General features: G+C 49.6%; 15 protein-coding genes. 9 read left to right on the top strand and 6 right to left on the bottom strand.

The window, feature by feature from the left end; genetic code table 11:
- Nucleotides 1-7: 7 nt before the first annotated feature.
- The 4 genes from MPQ_RS07640 to MPQ_RS07625 all read right to left on the bottom strand — a co-directional run bounded on the left by MPQ_RS07640 (nucleotide 8) and on the right by MPQ_RS07625 (nucleotide 6,049).
- Complete coding sequence (locus MPQ_RS07640; RefSeq protein WP_013442328.1) at nucleotides 8-3,127, bottom strand: efflux RND transporter permease subunit; 3,120 nt, start codon at nucleotides 3,125-3,127, stop codon at nucleotides 8-10.
- Nucleotides 3,128-3,209: 82 nt separating this feature from the next.
- Nucleotides 3,210-4,268: a hypothetical protein gene (locus MPQ_RS07635; RefSeq protein ID WP_013442327.1), complete on the bottom strand. Its 1,059-nt coding sequence runs from the start codon at nucleotides 4,266-4,268 to the stop codon at nucleotides 3,210-3,212.
- Between the two features lie 18 nt (nucleotides 4,269-4,286).
- On the bottom strand, nucleotides 4,287-5,678 hold the full coding sequence (locus MPQ_RS07630; RefSeq protein ID WP_238525287.1) for a TolC family protein: 1,392 nt from the start codon (nucleotides 5,676-5,678) through the stop codon (nucleotides 4,287-4,289).
- A gap of 122 nt (nucleotides 5,679-5,800) precedes the next feature.
- Nucleotides 5,801-6,049: a hypothetical protein gene (locus MPQ_RS07625; RefSeq protein WP_013442325.1), complete on the bottom strand. Its 249-nt coding sequence runs from the start codon at nucleotides 6,047-6,049 to the stop codon at nucleotides 5,801-5,803.
- Between the two features lie 547 nt (nucleotides 6,050-6,596).
- Between MPQ_RS07625 and MPQ_RS07620 the strand changes: the two genes are divergently transcribed.
- Nucleotides 6,597-7,019, top strand: coding sequence for a LexA family transcriptional regulator (locus MPQ_RS07620; protein WP_049821888.1), 423 nt, complete (start codon nucleotides 6,597-6,599; stop codon nucleotides 7,017-7,019).
- Nucleotides 6,997-8,289: a translesion error-prone DNA polymerase V subunit UmuC gene (umuC, locus tag MPQ_RS07615; protein ID WP_013442324.1), complete on the top strand. Its 1,293-nt coding sequence runs from the start codon at nucleotides 6,997-6,999 to the stop codon at nucleotides 8,287-8,289. Before MPQ_RS07620 ends, umuC begins: the two co-directional genes overlap by 23 nt.
- 545 nt (nucleotides 8,290-8,834) lie before the next feature.
- Here the strand turns inward: umuC and MPQ_RS13895 are convergent.
- The gene (locus MPQ_RS13895; protein ID WP_148225276.1) at nucleotides 8,835-9,047 is read right to left on the bottom strand and encodes a hypothetical protein; all 213 of its coding nucleotides are present in this window, start codon (nucleotides 9,045-9,047) and stop codon (nucleotides 8,835-8,837) included.
- 464 nt (nucleotides 9,048-9,511) lie between these two features.
- Between MPQ_RS13895 and MPQ_RS07610 the strand changes: the two genes are divergently transcribed.
- The 3 genes from MPQ_RS07610 (at nucleotide 9,512) to MPQ_RS07595 (ending at nucleotide 12,972) form a co-directional block, all read left to right on the top strand.
- The gene (locus MPQ_RS07610; RefSeq protein WP_148225275.1) at nucleotides 9,512-10,162 is read left to right on the top strand and encodes a hypothetical protein; all 651 of its coding nucleotides are present in this window, start codon (nucleotides 9,512-9,514) and stop codon (nucleotides 10,160-10,162) included.
- A gap of 255 nt (nucleotides 10,163-10,417) precedes the next feature.
- On the top strand, nucleotides 10,418-11,044 hold the full coding sequence (locus tag MPQ_RS07605) for a hypothetical protein (RefSeq protein ID WP_148225274.1): 627 nt from the start codon (nucleotides 10,418-10,420) through the stop codon (nucleotides 11,042-11,044).
- A gap of 1,343 nt (nucleotides 11,045-12,387) precedes the next feature.
- Entirely contained in the window at nucleotides 12,388-12,972 is a 585-nt protein-coding gene (locus tag MPQ_RS07595; protein ID WP_041362173.1) for a recombinase family protein, read from the top strand.
- Between the two features lie 225 nt (nucleotides 12,973-13,197).
- On the opposite strand, the gene MPQ_RS07590 is transcribed toward MPQ_RS07595, so the two are convergent.
- A complete protein-coding gene (locus MPQ_RS07590) occupies nucleotides 13,198-13,998 on the bottom strand; it encodes a hypothetical protein (RefSeq protein ID WP_041362171.1) in 801 nt (266 codons plus the stop codon).
- Between the two features lie 302 nt (nucleotides 13,999-14,300).
- Here MPQ_RS07590 and MPQ_RS13565 point away from each other — a divergent pair, with 302 nt between their 5' ends.
- From MPQ_RS13565 to MPQ_RS07570, 4 genes are all read left to right on the top strand, one after another.
- Nucleotides 14,301-14,960, top strand: coding sequence for a hypothetical protein (locus MPQ_RS13565; RefSeq protein WP_148225273.1), 660 nt, complete (start codon nucleotides 14,301-14,303; stop codon nucleotides 14,958-14,960).
- A gap of 539 nt (nucleotides 14,961-15,499) precedes the next feature.
- Nucleotides 15,500-15,736, top strand: a complete 237-nt coding sequence (locus MPQ_RS07580) for a DNA-binding transcriptional regulator (protein ID WP_041362170.1) — start codon at nucleotides 15,500-15,502, stop codon at nucleotides 15,734-15,736.
- Between the two features lie 116 nt (nucleotides 15,737-15,852).
- Nucleotides 15,853-16,170 carry a hypothetical protein gene (locus MPQ_RS07575; protein ID WP_041362168.1) on the top strand — a complete coding sequence of 106 codons (318 nt, stop codon included), beginning with the start codon at nucleotides 15,853-15,855 and terminating at the stop codon, nucleotides 16,168-16,170.
- Between the two features lie 381 nt (nucleotides 16,171-16,551).
- Nucleotides 16,552-16,956 (top strand): YdaU family protein, encoded by a 405-nt coding sequence (locus tag MPQ_RS07570; RefSeq protein WP_015830155.1) that lies wholly within the window; start codon nucleotides 16,552-16,554, stop codon nucleotides 16,954-16,956.
- The last annotated feature ends 99 nt before the right edge of the window (nucleotides 16,957-17,055 follow it).

Genomic DNA, 17,055 nt, shown 5'->3' with positions numbered 1-17,055 from the left:
TTTGCTCCTATGCCATGCTGGTTTTTTTGAAGCGGCCAAAATGCAGCATGATGGTGGGCAAGATCAGCAGGTTGAGCAGGGTGGAGGTGACCAGGCCACCCACAATAATAGTCGCCATCGGGCCCTCGATTTCGCGTCCGGGCTGGCCGCTACCGGCTGCCAGCGGCAATAGCCCCAATGCGGTCACCAGTGCGGTCATCAGGATGGATGGCAAGCGTTCGGATGCTCCGCGAATGGCGGTTTCCAGGCCCCATACCATGTTCTCTTTGTCGACCAGATGCTGGTAGTGCGAGACCAGCATAATGGCATTGCGCAAGGTAATGCCGAACAGGGTAACAAACCCAACCAGTGAGCCTAGCGAGATCCAGCCGCCAGTGAGTATCACGGCAATCACGCCCCCAATCAGGGCAAACGGCAGGTTGGCAAAGGTCAGCAGCAGATTGCGCAGCTGGCCAAAGGCAATGTAGAGCATCAGGAAAATACCGACGACTGCCAGCAAGGAGTGCACCATCAAATCTTCACGGGACTGTGCCTGGGCTTCCGCCTCGCCAGAAAACGCGAGGTAGTTACCGGGCGATAGTTCGACTTCATCCCGTATGCGGGTTTTGACTTCTTCGCTGAAGCTTTCAATGTCGCGTCCCGTCACATTGGCAGTCACGGTCTGGATGCGCTTGGCATCGGCGTGCAATATTTTGGAGCGCCCGTTTTCCTGAGTAATATCGGCGATATCGCGCAGATACAGCAGGCGACCCTCGTTATTGATCAGCGGCAGGTTGCCGATTTGCTGGATGCGCTGACGGCTTTCAGGCTCGAGCACAATACTGACCCCGACCACGCGGTTTGCCTGATACACCTGCGAGATGGGCAGGCTCTCATAGGCAAGACGGATGGTGTCCAGCACATCTGTAGGCGATAGTCCCCATTGCAGCATGCTCTGTGGCCGCAAGCGGATGCTGAGCTGTGGAGTGCTTGGCGGCGCCTGCACCAGCACATCGGTTGCGCCGGATATCTGCGATACCACGGTGGCAATGGCCTGGGCATCGCGGTCCAGAGCATCAAGATCACGTCCATACACGTTGATTACCTGAGCGGCTGCGTAGCCTGAGATAGTTTCTTCAATGCGCTCGGTCAGAAAGGTATTGATGGCAAAGTTCACCCCCACAAAACCCGGAGGGGTCGGGCCATCGTCGTCATATCCGGAAATCTTTTCGCGTATATCTTCCAGAATGCGGTTTTGCTCTTCTCCGGAGACGGTGCCGATCTCAATTTCGAACTCACTGTAGTGTGTGCCAAAGGTGTCTGCCGCATTTGGCGCACGCCCCACCCACTGCGCCACTGAGCGCACGCCTTTGATGCTGCTGATGGTCTCAGCGACTTTTTTTCCTATGCGCAAGGACTCCTGCTCGGAGGTGCCGGGCACAGCCGTCATGTGCATGATGTAGTGGCCTTCATGCAGATTGGGAATGAACTGACTCTTGAACAAGGGCAATATACCCAGGCCCAGCGCAATGGCACTGAGCGTGATGAGCAAGACCAGTTTGAAATGCGCCTCGATGCGATACAGCAAGCGCACATAATGTCGCTTGATAAAGCGGATCATCGGCGAGTCTTCTGTTTCCAGCCTGGCCTTGCCCAGCAGCATGTAGCAGAGGGCGGGGGTCAGTGTCAGGGCAACGGCCAGCGAGGCCAGGATGGCGCTGATGTAAGCCAGGCCTAGCGGAGCAAACAGCTTGCCTGCCACGCCGCTGAGCGTGAGTAGCGGCATGAACACCAGGGCGACGATAAACGTGGCATACACCACCGAGCTGCGGACTTCCATGGATGCCTGGAATACCACGCGATGGATGGCACGAGGTTGCGCCAGCAGACGGTTTTCGCGCAGGCGGCGGAAAATGTTTTCCGTGTCGATAATGGCATCGTCAACGACTTCGCCCAGCGCAATGGCCAGCCCACCCAGGACCATGATGTTGAGTCCGATATCAAAAAACTGCAGTACGACCACGGCCGTCAGCAGTGAAAGCGGGATAGCGGTAGCCGAAATAAAGGCGGTGCGCGCATTGAACAGAAACAGGAACAGTACTGTAATGACCAGCAGCGAGCCAATCAGGATATCGCTCTGCACCCCGTGGATGGCCGTTTCAATAAAGTTGGCTGGTCGGAACAGGGCGGGATGCAGCGTGACCTGCCCATGGTTCATGCTGGGTTCGAGCTGGGCGATGGCTTTTTCCAGCGCACGGCTGACCGCATAGGTGTTGGCGCCCAATTGGCCTTGTACAGAAAGGTAAATGCCGGTTTGCCCATTGATCTGCGCTGCGCTGATGGAAGGTGCCTCTCCCTCCACAACCTTGCCAATATCGCCCAGACGTATGGTTTGCCCCTCGCGATGCAGCAGGGTGACCTGAGCCAGTTGTTCTGGCGTGTAAGATTGCCCCTCGCTATTGATGATGATGCGCTGGTTTTTGTTTTCGATGTAGCCAGCACCGCGCACGCCGGTGGCTTTGCTCGCGGCTTCCATCACTTGCTGCAGGCCGATGTTGTAGCGGATGAGCTGTTGCGGATCCACCTGGATCTGCAATTGCCGCACTTTGCCACCGAACACATTCACATCGGCCACGCCAGGCACCGCCATCAGATGCGGACGTATGGTCCAGTCCACCAGGGTGCGCAGTTCGGTCAATGTGCGTTTGTCTGAGGTCACGCCTATGCCGAGCACCGTGCTGGCCGAAGAGGTGAGCGGGGTGATGTTAGGCACGACGCCATGCGGCAGCTGGCTGGCCAGCGTGCTCAGACGCTCGGCGACTACCTGGCGATTGCGGTAGACATCCGTGCCGGGTTTGAACAGCACCGTCACTACCGACAGGCCGGGGATGGATTGCGAGCGTATTTTGTCAACGCCTACTGTCCCAGCGATGGTGTTTTCCAGTGGCTGGGTGACCAGGTATTCCACCAGTTTGGCCGACATGCCTGGCGACTCGGTCTGAATTACCAGTTGAGTGGGCGAAAACTCGGGAAATACATCCAGATTGCTGCGCGACAGGCTATACAAGCCATAGATCACCATCAGGCTGGCAAGGCCTATGATCACGCCATGAAAGCGGATGGAGAAACGGACGAGCGCGGACATCATGGCAGCATTCCCTTCGTGAGGGTGGGGCCAACGAAGGGTGAGCCAGATAAATCAGGCTTAACGGCGGCGAGGTTCAAGATGCTTAGTCCTCGTTCTCGTTTTTGATCTGATAGCGCAACTCTTCTGACAATAAAAGCTGCACGCCACTCACCACAATGACGCTGTCCGGCTGCAGTACGCCGGCGACAAACCAGCCATTTTCTGCCTCAGCGGCGCCTTCGATCGACAAGCGTTTGAATTTGTCAGGCGCTGTTTGTATGTAAACCCAAGGCTTGCCGCCATACCAAACCACGGCACTGGCGGGTACCAGCATGCCGCTATGGGCCTGGCTGGTCGTCAGGCTGGCGCTCACGCGCATGCCGGATCGCAAGGCCGAAGCACTGGCCCGGTAGAAATAGGTTTTGCCTGCCAGGCCGGCATCGCTAACCGGGGCAATGGAAACAAAGCTGGCTTGCACAGCTTGCCCGCTGCTGCCGGTGGGCGTCAGGCTGAGATGGCTTCCGGCTGAAGGCTCAGGCGCATCAAAAGGCAGGGTGATGCGTATCAGCACCTCGCGGTAGCTCAACAAGGCATCCAGCAGCGCGCTACGGTCTTTGGTAGCCTCTGTCGCCAGCGTGGCTCCCCATTGCTGGCGCAGCGCATCTTCTGCATTTCGTGATGCAGTATTGGCCGCCTGCAGTTTGGCCAGGTCGGTTTTATATAGCGCTTCTGCCGCCATGACCGCGCGTATGGAGACGTTCTGGTCATCCTGGTTGAGTTGCTGCAGCCGCTCGTATTCCTGTCGGGTATTTTGCAGCGATGCCTGGGTTTGCTGGGCGTCCGCACGCGATGCCATGTAGCGGGTGCGCAGTTCAATCAGTCCATCGATCGCCAGCACGTTACCCAGCGCAGGCAGGCGGGCTGATTGCTGGGCAGGCCGTGCCTTGCCCAGTTGAATGTCACTCTGCTGGCGGGCTTCGGCGTTGAGGGTAACGATGGTGGCACCATGCTCGGTGGTGACGCGGCTGGGGTTTTCGATTTCCTCTTCCTGCTCCCGCGTGTATGCCTCGTATTCATCCTTGCCGTAGAACACAATCACCCAGAACATGGTGATGATCAGAATGGCCTGCAGGCTGATGATGGTGATGATTTTACGATTCATGCATAACTCCAGCTTGCATCAGGAATTGGGCTGCGCGAGCAGCGGATTAAGATTTTCGGGCATGTTGTTTTCATCGAGCAGTGGTCGCTGTGCCACCTGCTCAAGGGCTGCCAGGGCCTGGTATAGCTTGTATTGCACATCCAGCAAATGCTGGCTGGCAAGCAAGGCTTCCAGCTCGGTGGTGCGCAAGCTGAGCCGGTCGGCATATCCATCGGCAAATTGCCTTTGTATCTGGCGTGTCAGCGCTTGCGCTGTCGTGACGAACTCGCGGGCCCGTGCCAGTTCCTGCCATGTCGCTGCATAAGCGGCTTCGGCGCGCTCCAGCTCAGCGATGATGCTGGCCTGCAATACCTGAAATTGTGCGCCCTCAACATCGCGCAGTGCTGTTGCCTCGGCAATCAATCCGCGGTTTTTGTTAATCATGGTCATCAGCGCCGAGATACCCAGCGACCAGATCTTGTCGCCCTGGTCATAGCTATAGCCCGGTGTCATTGTCAGGTCAGGGTATTGGCGGGCAATTTCCAGTTTCAGCTTGGCCTCGGCGGCATCATATCGTGCCAGCGCGGCACGCAAATCCAGCCGGTTCAGCATGGCGGCATCCCGCAGGCTGGTTAGTGTTTCAGGGGGAAGAGGAGATGCCTGATCAAAGGCTGCCGGCTGCAAGGTGAGCTGCTTGAACGTCGTGAGGGGAAGGGCGCTGTTGCTCGCAAGCACGGCTTGCAATTCGGCAAGGCGGCCTTTTTCAGATTCGATGGCTTGCTGGGTTTTCTGGCGTAACACGCGGAAATTGGTGACTTCAATAGAGGAGGCCATCCCTGATTGCAGCCGTTTTTCCAGCATGGCGGTGGTTTCATCGCGCAGTTTCAGCTCTTGTTGCAGCAAGGCAAGCAACTGCGAGTGATAGCGGAAATCAAGCCAGCTTTGATGTACGCGACTTCGTACTTGCCACGCTGTTTGCGCAATCTCTATCCGTGCCGCTGCGGAAAGACTTTCAGCCCGGTCAATACGTGCCTGGCGTTTGCCACCTGTCTCGATGGGAATGTCGATGCTCAAACCATATGTCCACGGCGAAATTCCGCCGGCGTGGTCACTATGTTTTTCGCTATCAAGATTGAGGCCAGGAATGGGCCGTTGGGCTGCGGTTAACTCGGCACTCTGGGCTGCACGCCATTGCGCCCGGGCGAGATCCAGGTCAGGGTGATAAAAAAGTGCGCTGAGGGTGAGTTCACGCATGCCCCATGCGGTAACAGGAATCTGCGTTTCGGGGTATCCGCTGTCGAGCAGAAACTGTCTGAACTCGGGGCTATCAGGTTGATGGGCAAGGTAGCGCTGGGCACTGGCGCGCGCGTCCAGTGGTTTTGCGTTATATGTTTGAAAGCCGCATCCGGGAATCAGCCATAATCCGGCCAATAAAGTAACGCATGTTGCGGCTTTGGTTGTTTTTATTTTAATCAATGCATTGCCCTCTCCACCTCGCAGGATATTACATGGCAAGGCAGAACTGGGCAATTTGCGAGTGGGGTATTCCGTCGTTATTCGACGATGGCAGCGTGAACGGAGGTGAGCGCGTCTTGGAGGGTTTCTTCGTTGAGGCTGTTGATGCTGGTTGCAAGCAACTCAGCGGCTTCCACCGTATTTTGCGGCAGATCATGGCTGTCAAGTTCCGCGATCAGCCCTGCTGCGGCACCGGCGACCTTGAGCAATGCATGACGCTCGCGCATCAGCAGCTCGAGCTCCGAGCGCAACATGTTGATTTCGTCTTGATTAATAGTGCTGTGCATGGTGTTGTTTGAATCCTAAGTAACCGTGGTAATAGTATGCGATCCAGCCCTGACCTGAAGGGCAGAACAATCAGAACGCCTCTGCATCATGCTATTTGTGCTGCATGCTGTCAATGCAAGGCCTGCTGATACTGCACGATGTAGTTTTCTGCGCGGCAGGAGTGAGCTACAATGGCACTCTTTTATAAAAATGGTTTATTCCCCATGCGGGGTTAAACACTGAAATTTTGATTGCGGGTGCTGCAAAGCTACCCCTCCGGCAAGCAAAGCGCCGGATGCTGCAATCGGCCCAAATCATGGCGAAAGTGGCGGAATTGGTAGACGCACTGGATTTAGGTGAAGCTGGTCTTCCAGAGTCGCAAGGATTCAATCACTTACGTGTCTTTTCTGTGTTCTTGGTTTAACTTCCACCTCTCTTTTTACTTCAATTCGACCCCTTAAGCAACACCTAAAGTCCCTCGATTTATATCCTCGGCAGTACCCTAGTTTTCATCGATTCAACTCAAAGCCTATTCATTGCATCTCCTTGTGGACTACTCACGGCTGTATGACCTATAGTGTACGAACGTACAAAATAGCTAGCCATCATGAATACTTTCCACTGAGGGCGGGGCAGTCCCGCTTTCCTTCTCCAGCTCAAGACTATGAGCAAGCGGAGTTGGACCTTAACAAGCGGCTGGTGCGCAATCCTCCGGCTACCTTCTTCTTCACGGTCAGCGGTGACTCTATGATTGGCGCGGGCATCTTTGAAGGCTCTACGTTGGTGGTAGACCGCTCCATTAAAGCCAAGTCCTCTAGCATAGTCGTGGCCATGGTGGAGGGGGAGTTGATGGTTAAGCGGCTCTATAAGCGTGGGCCTGTGGTGAAGCTCCTATCAGATAATCCCGCCTATACCCCTATTACGCTCACAGAGGGCCAGGAGCTGATTATTTGGGGAGTGGTGACCTATGTCATCAGCGCAGCAGCTTAAGCGCGTATTCGCCCTTGCAGACGCTAACAGCTTCTATGCCTCATGCGAGAAAGTCTTTAGGCCAGACCTAGAGGGAAAGCCTGTCGTTGTACTCTCCAATAATGATGGGTGCGTGGTTGCTCAGTCCAAAGAGGCGAAGGCCTTGCTGAAACTCTGGATGTGCCGTCCGTGGTTCGAGATTGAAGAGGAGGCCCTCCGGCTGGGAGTGGTGCCGTTCTCATCCAACTATGAACTGTACGCCAACATGAGCAATCGCTTCATGACCACTTTAAGGCAATTCTCCCCCCGGCAGGAGGTGTACTCCATTGATGAGTCATTCCTTGAGATGACGGGCATTACTCGTAACCTGACCGACTACGGCCAAGAGATAAAGCGGACGGTGAAAGACTGGACAGGGTTACCTATCTGCGTGGGGTTTGGTCACTCCAAGACCCTAGCCAAGCTCGCCAACCACTGCGCTAAGAAGCAGCCGCAATGGGATGGCGTGTGTGACCTTACAGCGCTCTCAGAGCGTGAGCTTGAGGCTATCCTAGGGCAACTCCCGGTAGACGCTGTATGGGGCGTAGGGCGGCGCTTACAGGCCAGCCTTGCCACGGTAGGGGTAGAGAATGTACTCCGATTGAAAAGGGCAGACCCTAAGCGAGTCCGAGATAAGTTTGGAGTGGTGCTTGAGCGCACCGTGAGAGAGCTTAACGGCGAGGTGCTGATTGAGATGGAGGAGATGGTACCGGAGGCGAAGCAAGTCATGTCCTCCCGGTCATTCGGGGCACGAGTCCACCAGCTCAAGGACCTTGAGGAGGCCATAAGCTACCATGCGAGCAACGCCGGTCAGCGGCTCAGGAGCAAGGGCCTCTACGCTAATGCGGTGTATATCTTCATTCAGAATAGCCCCTTCGATAAGGCTGAATACTATGGACCTAGCTGTACCGTGGCGCTGCCTTGCCCTACGGATAACACCTTGCAGATTAACAAGGCGGCCCTATGGCTGCTGAAGCGTATCTACCGCCCCGGCATCTACTATCAGAAGGCAGGGGTGATGTTGATGGAGTTGTTGCCCAAAGAAGGTCAGCAACAAGAGCTTCTAGGCTACTCTGCGGTAACGCCTAAAGCTCACGCCTTGATGGAGACCTTGGATCGAATCAATAGCAAGTATGCCAAGGGGACGCTTAAGGTGGCCTCGGAGGGCTTAGAGAAAGCCTGGGTAATGCGTAGGGGCTTCAAGAGTCCGAACTATATAGGGAGTTGGCAGGAGCTAAAGAGAGTCGGGTGAATAAAGGTTTGGGGTAGTGGTGAAATGTGCAGCAAAGAGCCCCTTATGATATAAACTCGTATCAATTTCAGAGGATTGCCATTCCTTGGCCAAACATGTTAGCTAAATGTTAGGGTTGTAGTCATACTTTTGTTTCATAATCGAATAATGATAAATATAAAAAAAATTAAAATAGAGAAGAATCGTCTTATTCTCGCAATCTTAATGGGAATAATATTAGGCTTTATTTTGGCCTTTGGTAGTTATGTTCAGATCATATTTATCAATCTTATTTTTGGCGAATCCTCCTCCCTCTATGACTCGCTAATACCACCAGGTGGATGTCTCCCATGTATACAGCCCAGCTCATTTGTAGACTGGGTAAAAATGCTCTACTCACCTTTAGTTATTTCATTTTCTGTTATAAATTGCTACATCGCATTTAAACATAAAAATACACGAAAATTACTAATTTTTTTATCAATAGGTGTGTTTTTAACATTATCAGTAAGCGATACATACTATTACATTATGTACCCTAAGCTTCAGTCACCTCTCTTGGAAAGTTACTTATGTAATGCTGCAGGTTCCCCTGTCATAGCTATTTGTATGGGCATAATTTTAGACCTTATTAATAAAGCAGGTCGATTATTCTCAATCCCTACCAAAATTTCTAATATTGTGTTTTCAATCTTGCTAGGTTCAATAATTCTTCTTACTCTATTTGTATTGATGAAAAATCTATTTTGGAATACACCAAGTAGTATATCAGGGTTCATCTCCCCACCATTCCATGGGAACTACAGTTCAATTGCTAAAAAAAATAATGAGAATGAGAAATTTATTAAATTCAGTTTATTGTTACTCTTGGATGGAGCAATTTTAAAATTGATTATATTGTCTGTATAAATTCCCTTTTTACTAGATGGATGCTTTAAGAAAAATACAAAAGAAATCATTAGAAATTTGAAAACACCGAGTTTTTATAAAGCTAATGCATCGAAAACAACTTTTCAAGTTGACGACGGGGCGGGATCTTTTTCTATTTATACTAAAAAAACAAATGATGGTTTATGCAAGCTGACTTCAGCCGTTTTTGAAGGATGTTTTGTTTCCAAACTCATATTTAAATACTCACCTGTCCATGTAAGGTCATTTGAGCCTATTTTTTGTTTAGCTAGAAATCCATCTTATATCTCCAGAAGGTGCAAATTTATTTCATAATGACTGGATGGATGAGGTTGTGTATAGATTTGATGTAGTTCTGGCAGATCAAAAAAGTGCTGTTTCAAGAAAAATTTCTATCAGTGCTGACGATAAGGTGGATACTTATACTTTTAATGTAAGTGACACATTGGAAATTGATAAGGCTCTAGAATGCAAAACATTAACCTCATCAACTCAGTTAATACATCCTCAAAGCCCTTTTTTAACAGCATTGGTCAGAATTTCGTATCCGAAAATTAAAATATTAAAGGATATTAATGAATTTCCTCAGACGAATATTCATGGTCTAAGTGGATGGTTTGAAGTAAATGATATCCCGAAAGATGAATTTAATAATTATGTGGGTAATGGCGATCTTAATATGTTGTCAATAGTGGGAGAGTTTGACGAGCTTTATATTGATAGCGTAAAACAGGAAAAAAGAAAATCAAATTGGCTGTATATGAAAGATGGAGTACTTAGTGGCAAAAATGATAAAGGCTCCTTCGATTTTGAAGGTAAGTCAGATACAGCGCTTCTCGATGGTGAACGAGTCACTAAAACCAGATGGGAGCGTATTTCAAGTGCAATGATGTGGTTGATTATATTGATACCAACTTTTCTAACTATGTTATTGAATTCTTTGCGAAAGTGCTGGATGAATGATGAGCAATTGATTTTCTTATAATGATCAAGTCAGTTTGGAAAAAAGGACTCCCATGTCAACTTACTGCCCCTAGGCTCCAATCTCAATCCAGTCTAATATATTAGAGCACATTGAAATGTTAGTAGGTATCGCTTCCAGTTACTTCAGAGAATGATGATTAGTAAGAAAAGGTTAGGGGTCTGTGCCTTATGTTTGCATGAGCGAGAGCTATGTAGGTCCCATATCATCCCCGAGTTCATATACAAAAGTTTGTATGACGATGATCACAGGATTGAGATGGTCTCTGCAAAACCTGAAGTTGAGAACCGAGATATTCAAAAAGGCCTTTGGGAGCATATGCTGTGTTCTGATTGCGAGATAAAAATTTCTAAATGGGAAGATTACGCTAGGCACGCATTAACCGGTAGCAAGAAAGCTTCTATTACAGTTGTCGAAACGATCAAAGGGATAGGCGTTAAGCTGGCGGGCATTGATTATCACAAGTTCAAGCTATTCCAGCTTTCGGTTTTGTGGCGTGCTCATGTAGCGAAAGGGCCTTTTTTTAGCGCAGTCGACTTAGGAGATCATGCCGAGCCGTTACGGCTTATGCTCCTAAATGAAACCCCAGGACTCTCTAAGGAATACGGTTGCGTGATGTCCAGTGTTGTTGATAACAATGCTGTGATTACCGATATTATTGAGCAACCATTAAAGACCATGTTGGGTGGGGTCGATTGCTTTCGCTTTTTATTTGGGGGGCTTCTTTGGGCATTCCCATTGTCAAAAGAGGCTCCCTCTCATCTTGATGATTATTACCTTCAGCCCAACGGTATGCTGGTTTGTGCTACTTTAAAGCTTAAGGAGCTTAAAAGTATGCAAGGCTTTGCAGAGAGGGCGGCTAAACTTGGAAGGCTTGGGGATTAGGCTCTGTGCCGAAGGGCGTGTGAGGCAATCTCCTCTGAGCTTCTAATGACACTCTAAGATACCTTGTATAGAACTTCATAAAACCCTACAAAGTAGAGAAATATCCCCAGCACTAAAGCATACTTTCTCCAGAACTGAGGGCCGTTTGGTTCTAGCGCTCCTGGAGCATCATATATCCGGTACCCGAGCAGATATGCTCCTATCCATTGAAGCGGGAGGACGAAGAATAATACCGCTTTCCCTATCAGGTCCGCTGGAGAGTATAGGAGGTAGCTGAATACGCACGCCACAACAGCAGCGCAACTCATCAAGATAATTAACAAAATGCTGTGAGTTCTCTTCATCTCTTTCGCCATACAAATCTTTGGAGAGCATACATCTAACTCTAGCACGTCATTTTGCTAAGGCTCTGAAAACGATTGAAAGGCTTCTGCAATCGAGCTGTAACCCATTGTTGCGGCGTGGGTGAAGAGTAGGTGGGAAGAGGGAATTTTCGCTCCCTCGCTCGCGGTGCTGCTGGGATATGTTGCGGTCGGTTTTGAGTGTTCCTTGAGGCCGGATTATTTCAATGCAAAAATGTGAAACCCTATACGCTGGTGGCCGTGCCGATTCATCCCCCCTTGGCCCCTATGCTTTCTCGAGGCTGTCCTAAGGGGACACCTCATGCTCACTCTTTCTCAGTGCCCGGAGCCGGGGTCGAACTGATACTACTTAAGAGGGGCAGCCTAAGCCGCCCCTTCTAGCTCACACCTTACCGATTATCTCTTGCTGTTCGGGGTTGTATGAGTTGGTATCCAAGTGCTACCTCGGGAGGAGGTTGGAGGTAATGGCTTGTTGTCCGCTACTGTTACGTAGCGCGGATGCAGCCCTCCTCTTGGCCCTACCTCTTGGAAGATACCGCCTTTGTTTCCGGTGTTAGTACCCGGTTTCTTGCCGTTTGCCATGATGTGTCCTTTCCTAGGATAAATGGCGTTGTACTGGCGCAGAACCCTAAGGTACGTCCAATTGCTAACACATGAAGAATCAGCTATTGTGATCGTCCCTCGTTCGATACAGGGTGCAGACCTCGCCAGATGATGAGGTTCTGCAAAAGCCGTCCTTGGTTGCAGCCTTGGGCGGTTTTTTCTTTTCAGGATTAGCACTCGCTATGCCTGAGTGCCAATGATACAACATCTATTGCTGATTTTTTGAGTGTTGCCGGAGCACATCCATAAGTGTCATAAAGTGACCGTTTTCCAACACCACTCCCAATCGTCAGTCGCGCTGTGTTAGAAAGTATGTATTTCAATTTCCAACAGGTGTTGATATACTAACATCACTTTCTAACACCTCAGGGCTTCCCAATGACCTCCAAAGTATTCGCATACGGGCGCGTCAGTACCGACGAACAGACAGCAGACAATCAGTTACTTGAGATACGCAATGCAGGGTACCCCATTGAGCATGAATACTGGTTTGCTGACGAAGGGGTTAGCGGCAAGACTCCGGCTCTTGAGCGTCCTCAGTTCTCCAAGATGCTCCATAAGATACGCAAAGGGGAGACCTTGGTAGTCTCTAAGATTGACCGCTTGGGGCGTGATTCCGTCGATGTACTCCAGACCGTGAGGCACCTGCAAGATATGGGGGCGAGGGTGGTGGTACTCCAGCTAGGCAATACCGATCTGACCTCTCCCGCTGGAAAGCTAATGCTGACCATGTTATCGGCGGTTGCAGAGATGGAGCGTACCCTCATTGTTGAACGTACTAAGGCGGGACAGGCAAGGGCTTGGGCTGAAGGGAAAACGAAGGGTAGGCCTTCTAAGACCAGCGCAGCTCAGCGCAAGGAAATCTTGGAGCGACTCTCTAGGAATGACTCAGTGTCGGCTGTCGCTAGGGATTATGGAATCAGCAGAGCAAGTGTGATCAGTATCCGTGATGGAGCTATCTGACCTTTAGGCATTGGCCTAAGGCTTCTGCAATCGAGCCATAGCGCGTTATTTGATTGGTACTGAGGGAATACCTTAATTGAATGGAATGGGTCAAAGCAATCGGAGAGGCAGGAGTATTGAAAGCCCCGCCGATGCTTTATTATTTTTGAGGCTTAGGGCTATCCTTAGTGTATCTAGGTTCAGGTGGTTGAGCGGGTGCTGGTGGCGGCGGGTTTTTAGGATCAGTCATTTTAGTTTGTCCTCTTTGTTAGATGGTGGGGTTTGCAGTTTAGGGTCCACACCTTCCCTAAGGTATCTTGGTTCTGGAGGTTCGGCAGGAGGCGGTGGTGGTGGAAGAGGCTGGTTGCTCATTAACTTCTCCAAAAGTTCAGAGTGGGAGATGGCTGGAGCACTAGATTGTAGTCCCTGATCGGACAGAGATGGGCTAGATTTTAATTCTATCGGAGCTGTAACTTTCACTTGCAGCTCTTTATCAATATCTGCTTTATTAATCCCGCATAGGCTAAATGTCAGAAACATCGAAAGCAATGGGATGCTGTTAACTATAATGTAAAAAATACAATCATGGATATGGGCAGCCCTTCGGTCGTTTGCTTCCCCGTTATTTGTGGATGCTCTGACATACCGCTCGAATAGATACGCATCAAAATATTTCGATACGAGAGTATCGCAATCCTCGTATCCGTCCGTACCATCATAACTTTTGTACTGTTGGGTCAGAGTCGCTCTGTATTGCTCTGATTCTTTAGCAGTTGGAATAAGTTCATATTGCGATCCATGGAAAGCTCTAATGAAGTGAAACACACTTTTTGCAAAAAGGCCTATGCTCACCAGGGCATAGATACCAAAGAAAGCAACTGAAACATTGGGCGCAATGCTTACACCTTGTAGCATATAGGCATATAAGCTCAGTATGGATAGCAAAATTGCAAACGGCATTTGCAAACGGGTGACGATCCTCTCTCTGACTTCCATCTCATGGAAATAGAGCTTCTCGTAAAACTCAAAAAGCTTTTGGTTATTCATTAGGTGGCAAGAAGGGGGGTAGCAGTCCGCTTCATTATACGTATCTGCTGCCGATAAATAATATAGATAAGGTACTTCCACTTTCTCGCAGTACGGACTTAGAGCGTGGTAGGGCAGAGGGTACATAGCGCAAACGGCCCCAATCTTGAGAGAGCGAGACCAAAAAAATGAGGAAACCTGTAAGGCAATTAACTATTAGAAAGCGATCACTTCGATCTCGGCCCAAAACATTAAAGTCTGAAGTCTATCGAATTGATTTATTGTTATCCAGGCTAAGCCACCTATCCCAACTCGGACTGCTTTTGTTGGCTGCGTTTGGTTATTTTTACACTGTCATACCTCTATATCAAAAGGCCATATTAGATGAGGAAATTGCAAAAAAAGAGGTTGAGCTCAAGGCGACGCGCAAAGCTCTAGGTGAGAGCTACGGTAAATTAAGGAGATTTGTGATAAAGGGTTTTATCTTTTCAGCGGGTGCTAAGTGTACTGGTCTCCTCACTCGCCCACTAGGGCCTGGGGCTAGCGAAGAAGAAATAAATGCAGACCGGAGAGCAGTTCTAACTCAAGAAGTCCCCCCTTGCTTACTTACTCAGCTCGATAAAACCTATGAAATTGACTCTCTTACAAAGTCAGATCGGGCATTCCTCGTAACACAACTTAACTTAATCGGACAAGAGTCAGAAAAATTACGCAAATCTGCGTTAGAGCAATACGACACATTGCGAAGTAGAGTTAGCGCTGATCCTAATCTCCTCAAGCCCCCTGGCGCAGAATCATTCACGTCCCAATTCTTAAAAGAACTAGGTCCCTATCTGTCCCCACGAGCTTATGATGAGTTTTATCGAAAGAATCAAATAGACTCTGCTTTATGGGATATTACGGTCCATTATAAAAGCCAGCTTCAGCAACAGATAATGTCCATTAACAAGCTTCAATGGCCTCAAGAGCCTTCGGGAGAATAGAGGAGCATCTGATATTGCCATGGCTTGCAAAGAGCCTCCCCTCGCAATAGTAGAGCACATGTGGGAGTGGCTGTCAGTATTGAAAGACGCAGGTGTGTCGCCTTAAGGCAAAGCTCAGTTTAACTTAGGTTTGCCGAGCCGCAAGACTAAGGTGGGCTTAGGCTTACGGGTTCACGTCCGGTGTTTGTTTCAGAGGCGGGCGAAGGAAGCAAATATCATTTGAAATTAGATTCACTGAGGACGCTCTCACAAGGGCTGGTGTGGATTTAACGGATGAATGTAGTTTGAAACTAGGTTTAAGAGTCGAGGTCGCCCAATCACTTCAGAATGCAGAGGTGGATGAAACGGAAAAAACTAGTTTGAAACTAGGAAATTCCCGAGGACGGGGGAAAAAACTATCTTCAAGATAGAAAATGGTCTGGGTTTATGAGGTTGATCGGGGTGACACTAAGCTATCTATCGAATAGGTTTGCCCACAGGTAATGGCCCTTCGGGTATAGTACCCCAGTGGGGATTTTCCCTCTAACCTAACACCGATTATGCAAACCCAGCCATCCCTGAGCCTTCCTTCCCCTGACGATATTAAAACTCTTATCAAGCAACGTGGCTTAACTCGTGCTGAGTTTGCTGATTTACTCCATGCCTCTAAGCGCACGGTGGACAAGTGGCTTCAGCCTGTTACTTCCGATGATTACCGTCAGATGCCCTTTGCTGTGTGGGAGCTGGCGCTGCTGAAGTTGGATAACCATCCGGTCTACAAGCTTGCAATAAAGTAAACCCCTCCGTTTACGGTAATACCCCATTGGGGTTGTAAATGTCCCCGATGGGGTATAATATCTGTGTCCTTAAGGTACGCATTGGGCGGTACCTACATCCACCATAAGGACACGTTATGCTTATCTCCATCTCTCTCTTCTCTACTCGCTTCACCATAGAAACACTGGGTACAGGTACCTTCCTTCAGCTTGGTAAGTACGAAGCATGGATAGGACGTTCTGAGTATGTACCCCACAAACGAAACGCTCAGGGGCTGGAGGTAGCAGCAAGCCAGCATCGGGGGTTCTTCATGAAAGCCTTGAGTCGTTACTTCACAGTCCCTAATCAGCAGTCAGTACCGGGGGTATGGTCTTGGGAAGTGTACGCTTTTGGGCTGATTGTCAGCCTTGACCGTATAGAACGATTGTCTAAGGCTTCTGCAATCGAGCTATAACGCAATATCCAGAGTGCTGGTGGGGGTTGTATAGGGCTGCTGGTTTTCTTTGTCCTGCAATGGGACTATTTAGCCCGCTTTCTTATTTTGAATCATAGGCATGAATGGGTACGGGGGGTTAAACCCTCGCTTCCGTATAGAGAAAGTGCGCCTGTCCTGTTGACTCAATCATTATTGAAGGGTGGCTTACATAATGGAGTGTTTGGGAATCAGATAGACCTTCCGTGAACGGTGGTATTGCTAAGTACTATCAAATGGTTAGATGGTTTTCCCCGTATATACCCTCTCTTTAGTATGACCAAGCCGCACTGATGCCGTTGTATTCATGCGCATGTGTCCTATACACCTTATCTATCCCTCAACGAACCTAAAGGAACACCTATGGCAGCACCTAAAACCAATGACTTCTACATCCGTTTCAACACTTCTGACTTCATCACCGCAACCCTAGGGCTGACACCCCAGCAGCTCGGCATATACATCAAGCTTTACTCCATCTACTGGTCCGCAAAAAGAGTCCTGCCTTCTGACTTGGCTAAGCTCTCCCGTATTGGTCAATTTTCCCCGGAACATCAAGCCGATCTTGAGGCCGTGCTTGCAGAGTTCTTTGTTCTTAGCGAAGACCGTACCGCTTACCGTCATTCTGAGTTGGATGCTCAAGCAGCCGATAACCAAGAGAAGAGGGAGAGGGCAGTAAGAAATGGAAAGAAAGGAGCAGCGGTAAAGCAAGCAAATAAGGAGGCCGACCAGCAAGCAGAGTTGGCAGAGGAGGCCGATGGGTTCTAGTCAACTTTAAGCCACCCTTAACCAATGGGTAAGCTATTAGAGTAAAGAATAGTACATAAGAGTAGATCAGATTACTTTATGAGTAGACCACACTACAGT

Source organism: Methylovorus sp. MP688 (assembly GCF_000183115.1).
Classification (GTDB): domain Bacteria; phylum Pseudomonadota; class Gammaproteobacteria; order Burkholderiales; family Methylophilaceae; genus Methylovorus; species Methylovorus glucosotrophus.
The sequence above is the reverse complement of the archived record's forward strand: the minus strand, read 5'-3'. Positions and strand labels throughout refer to the sequence as shown.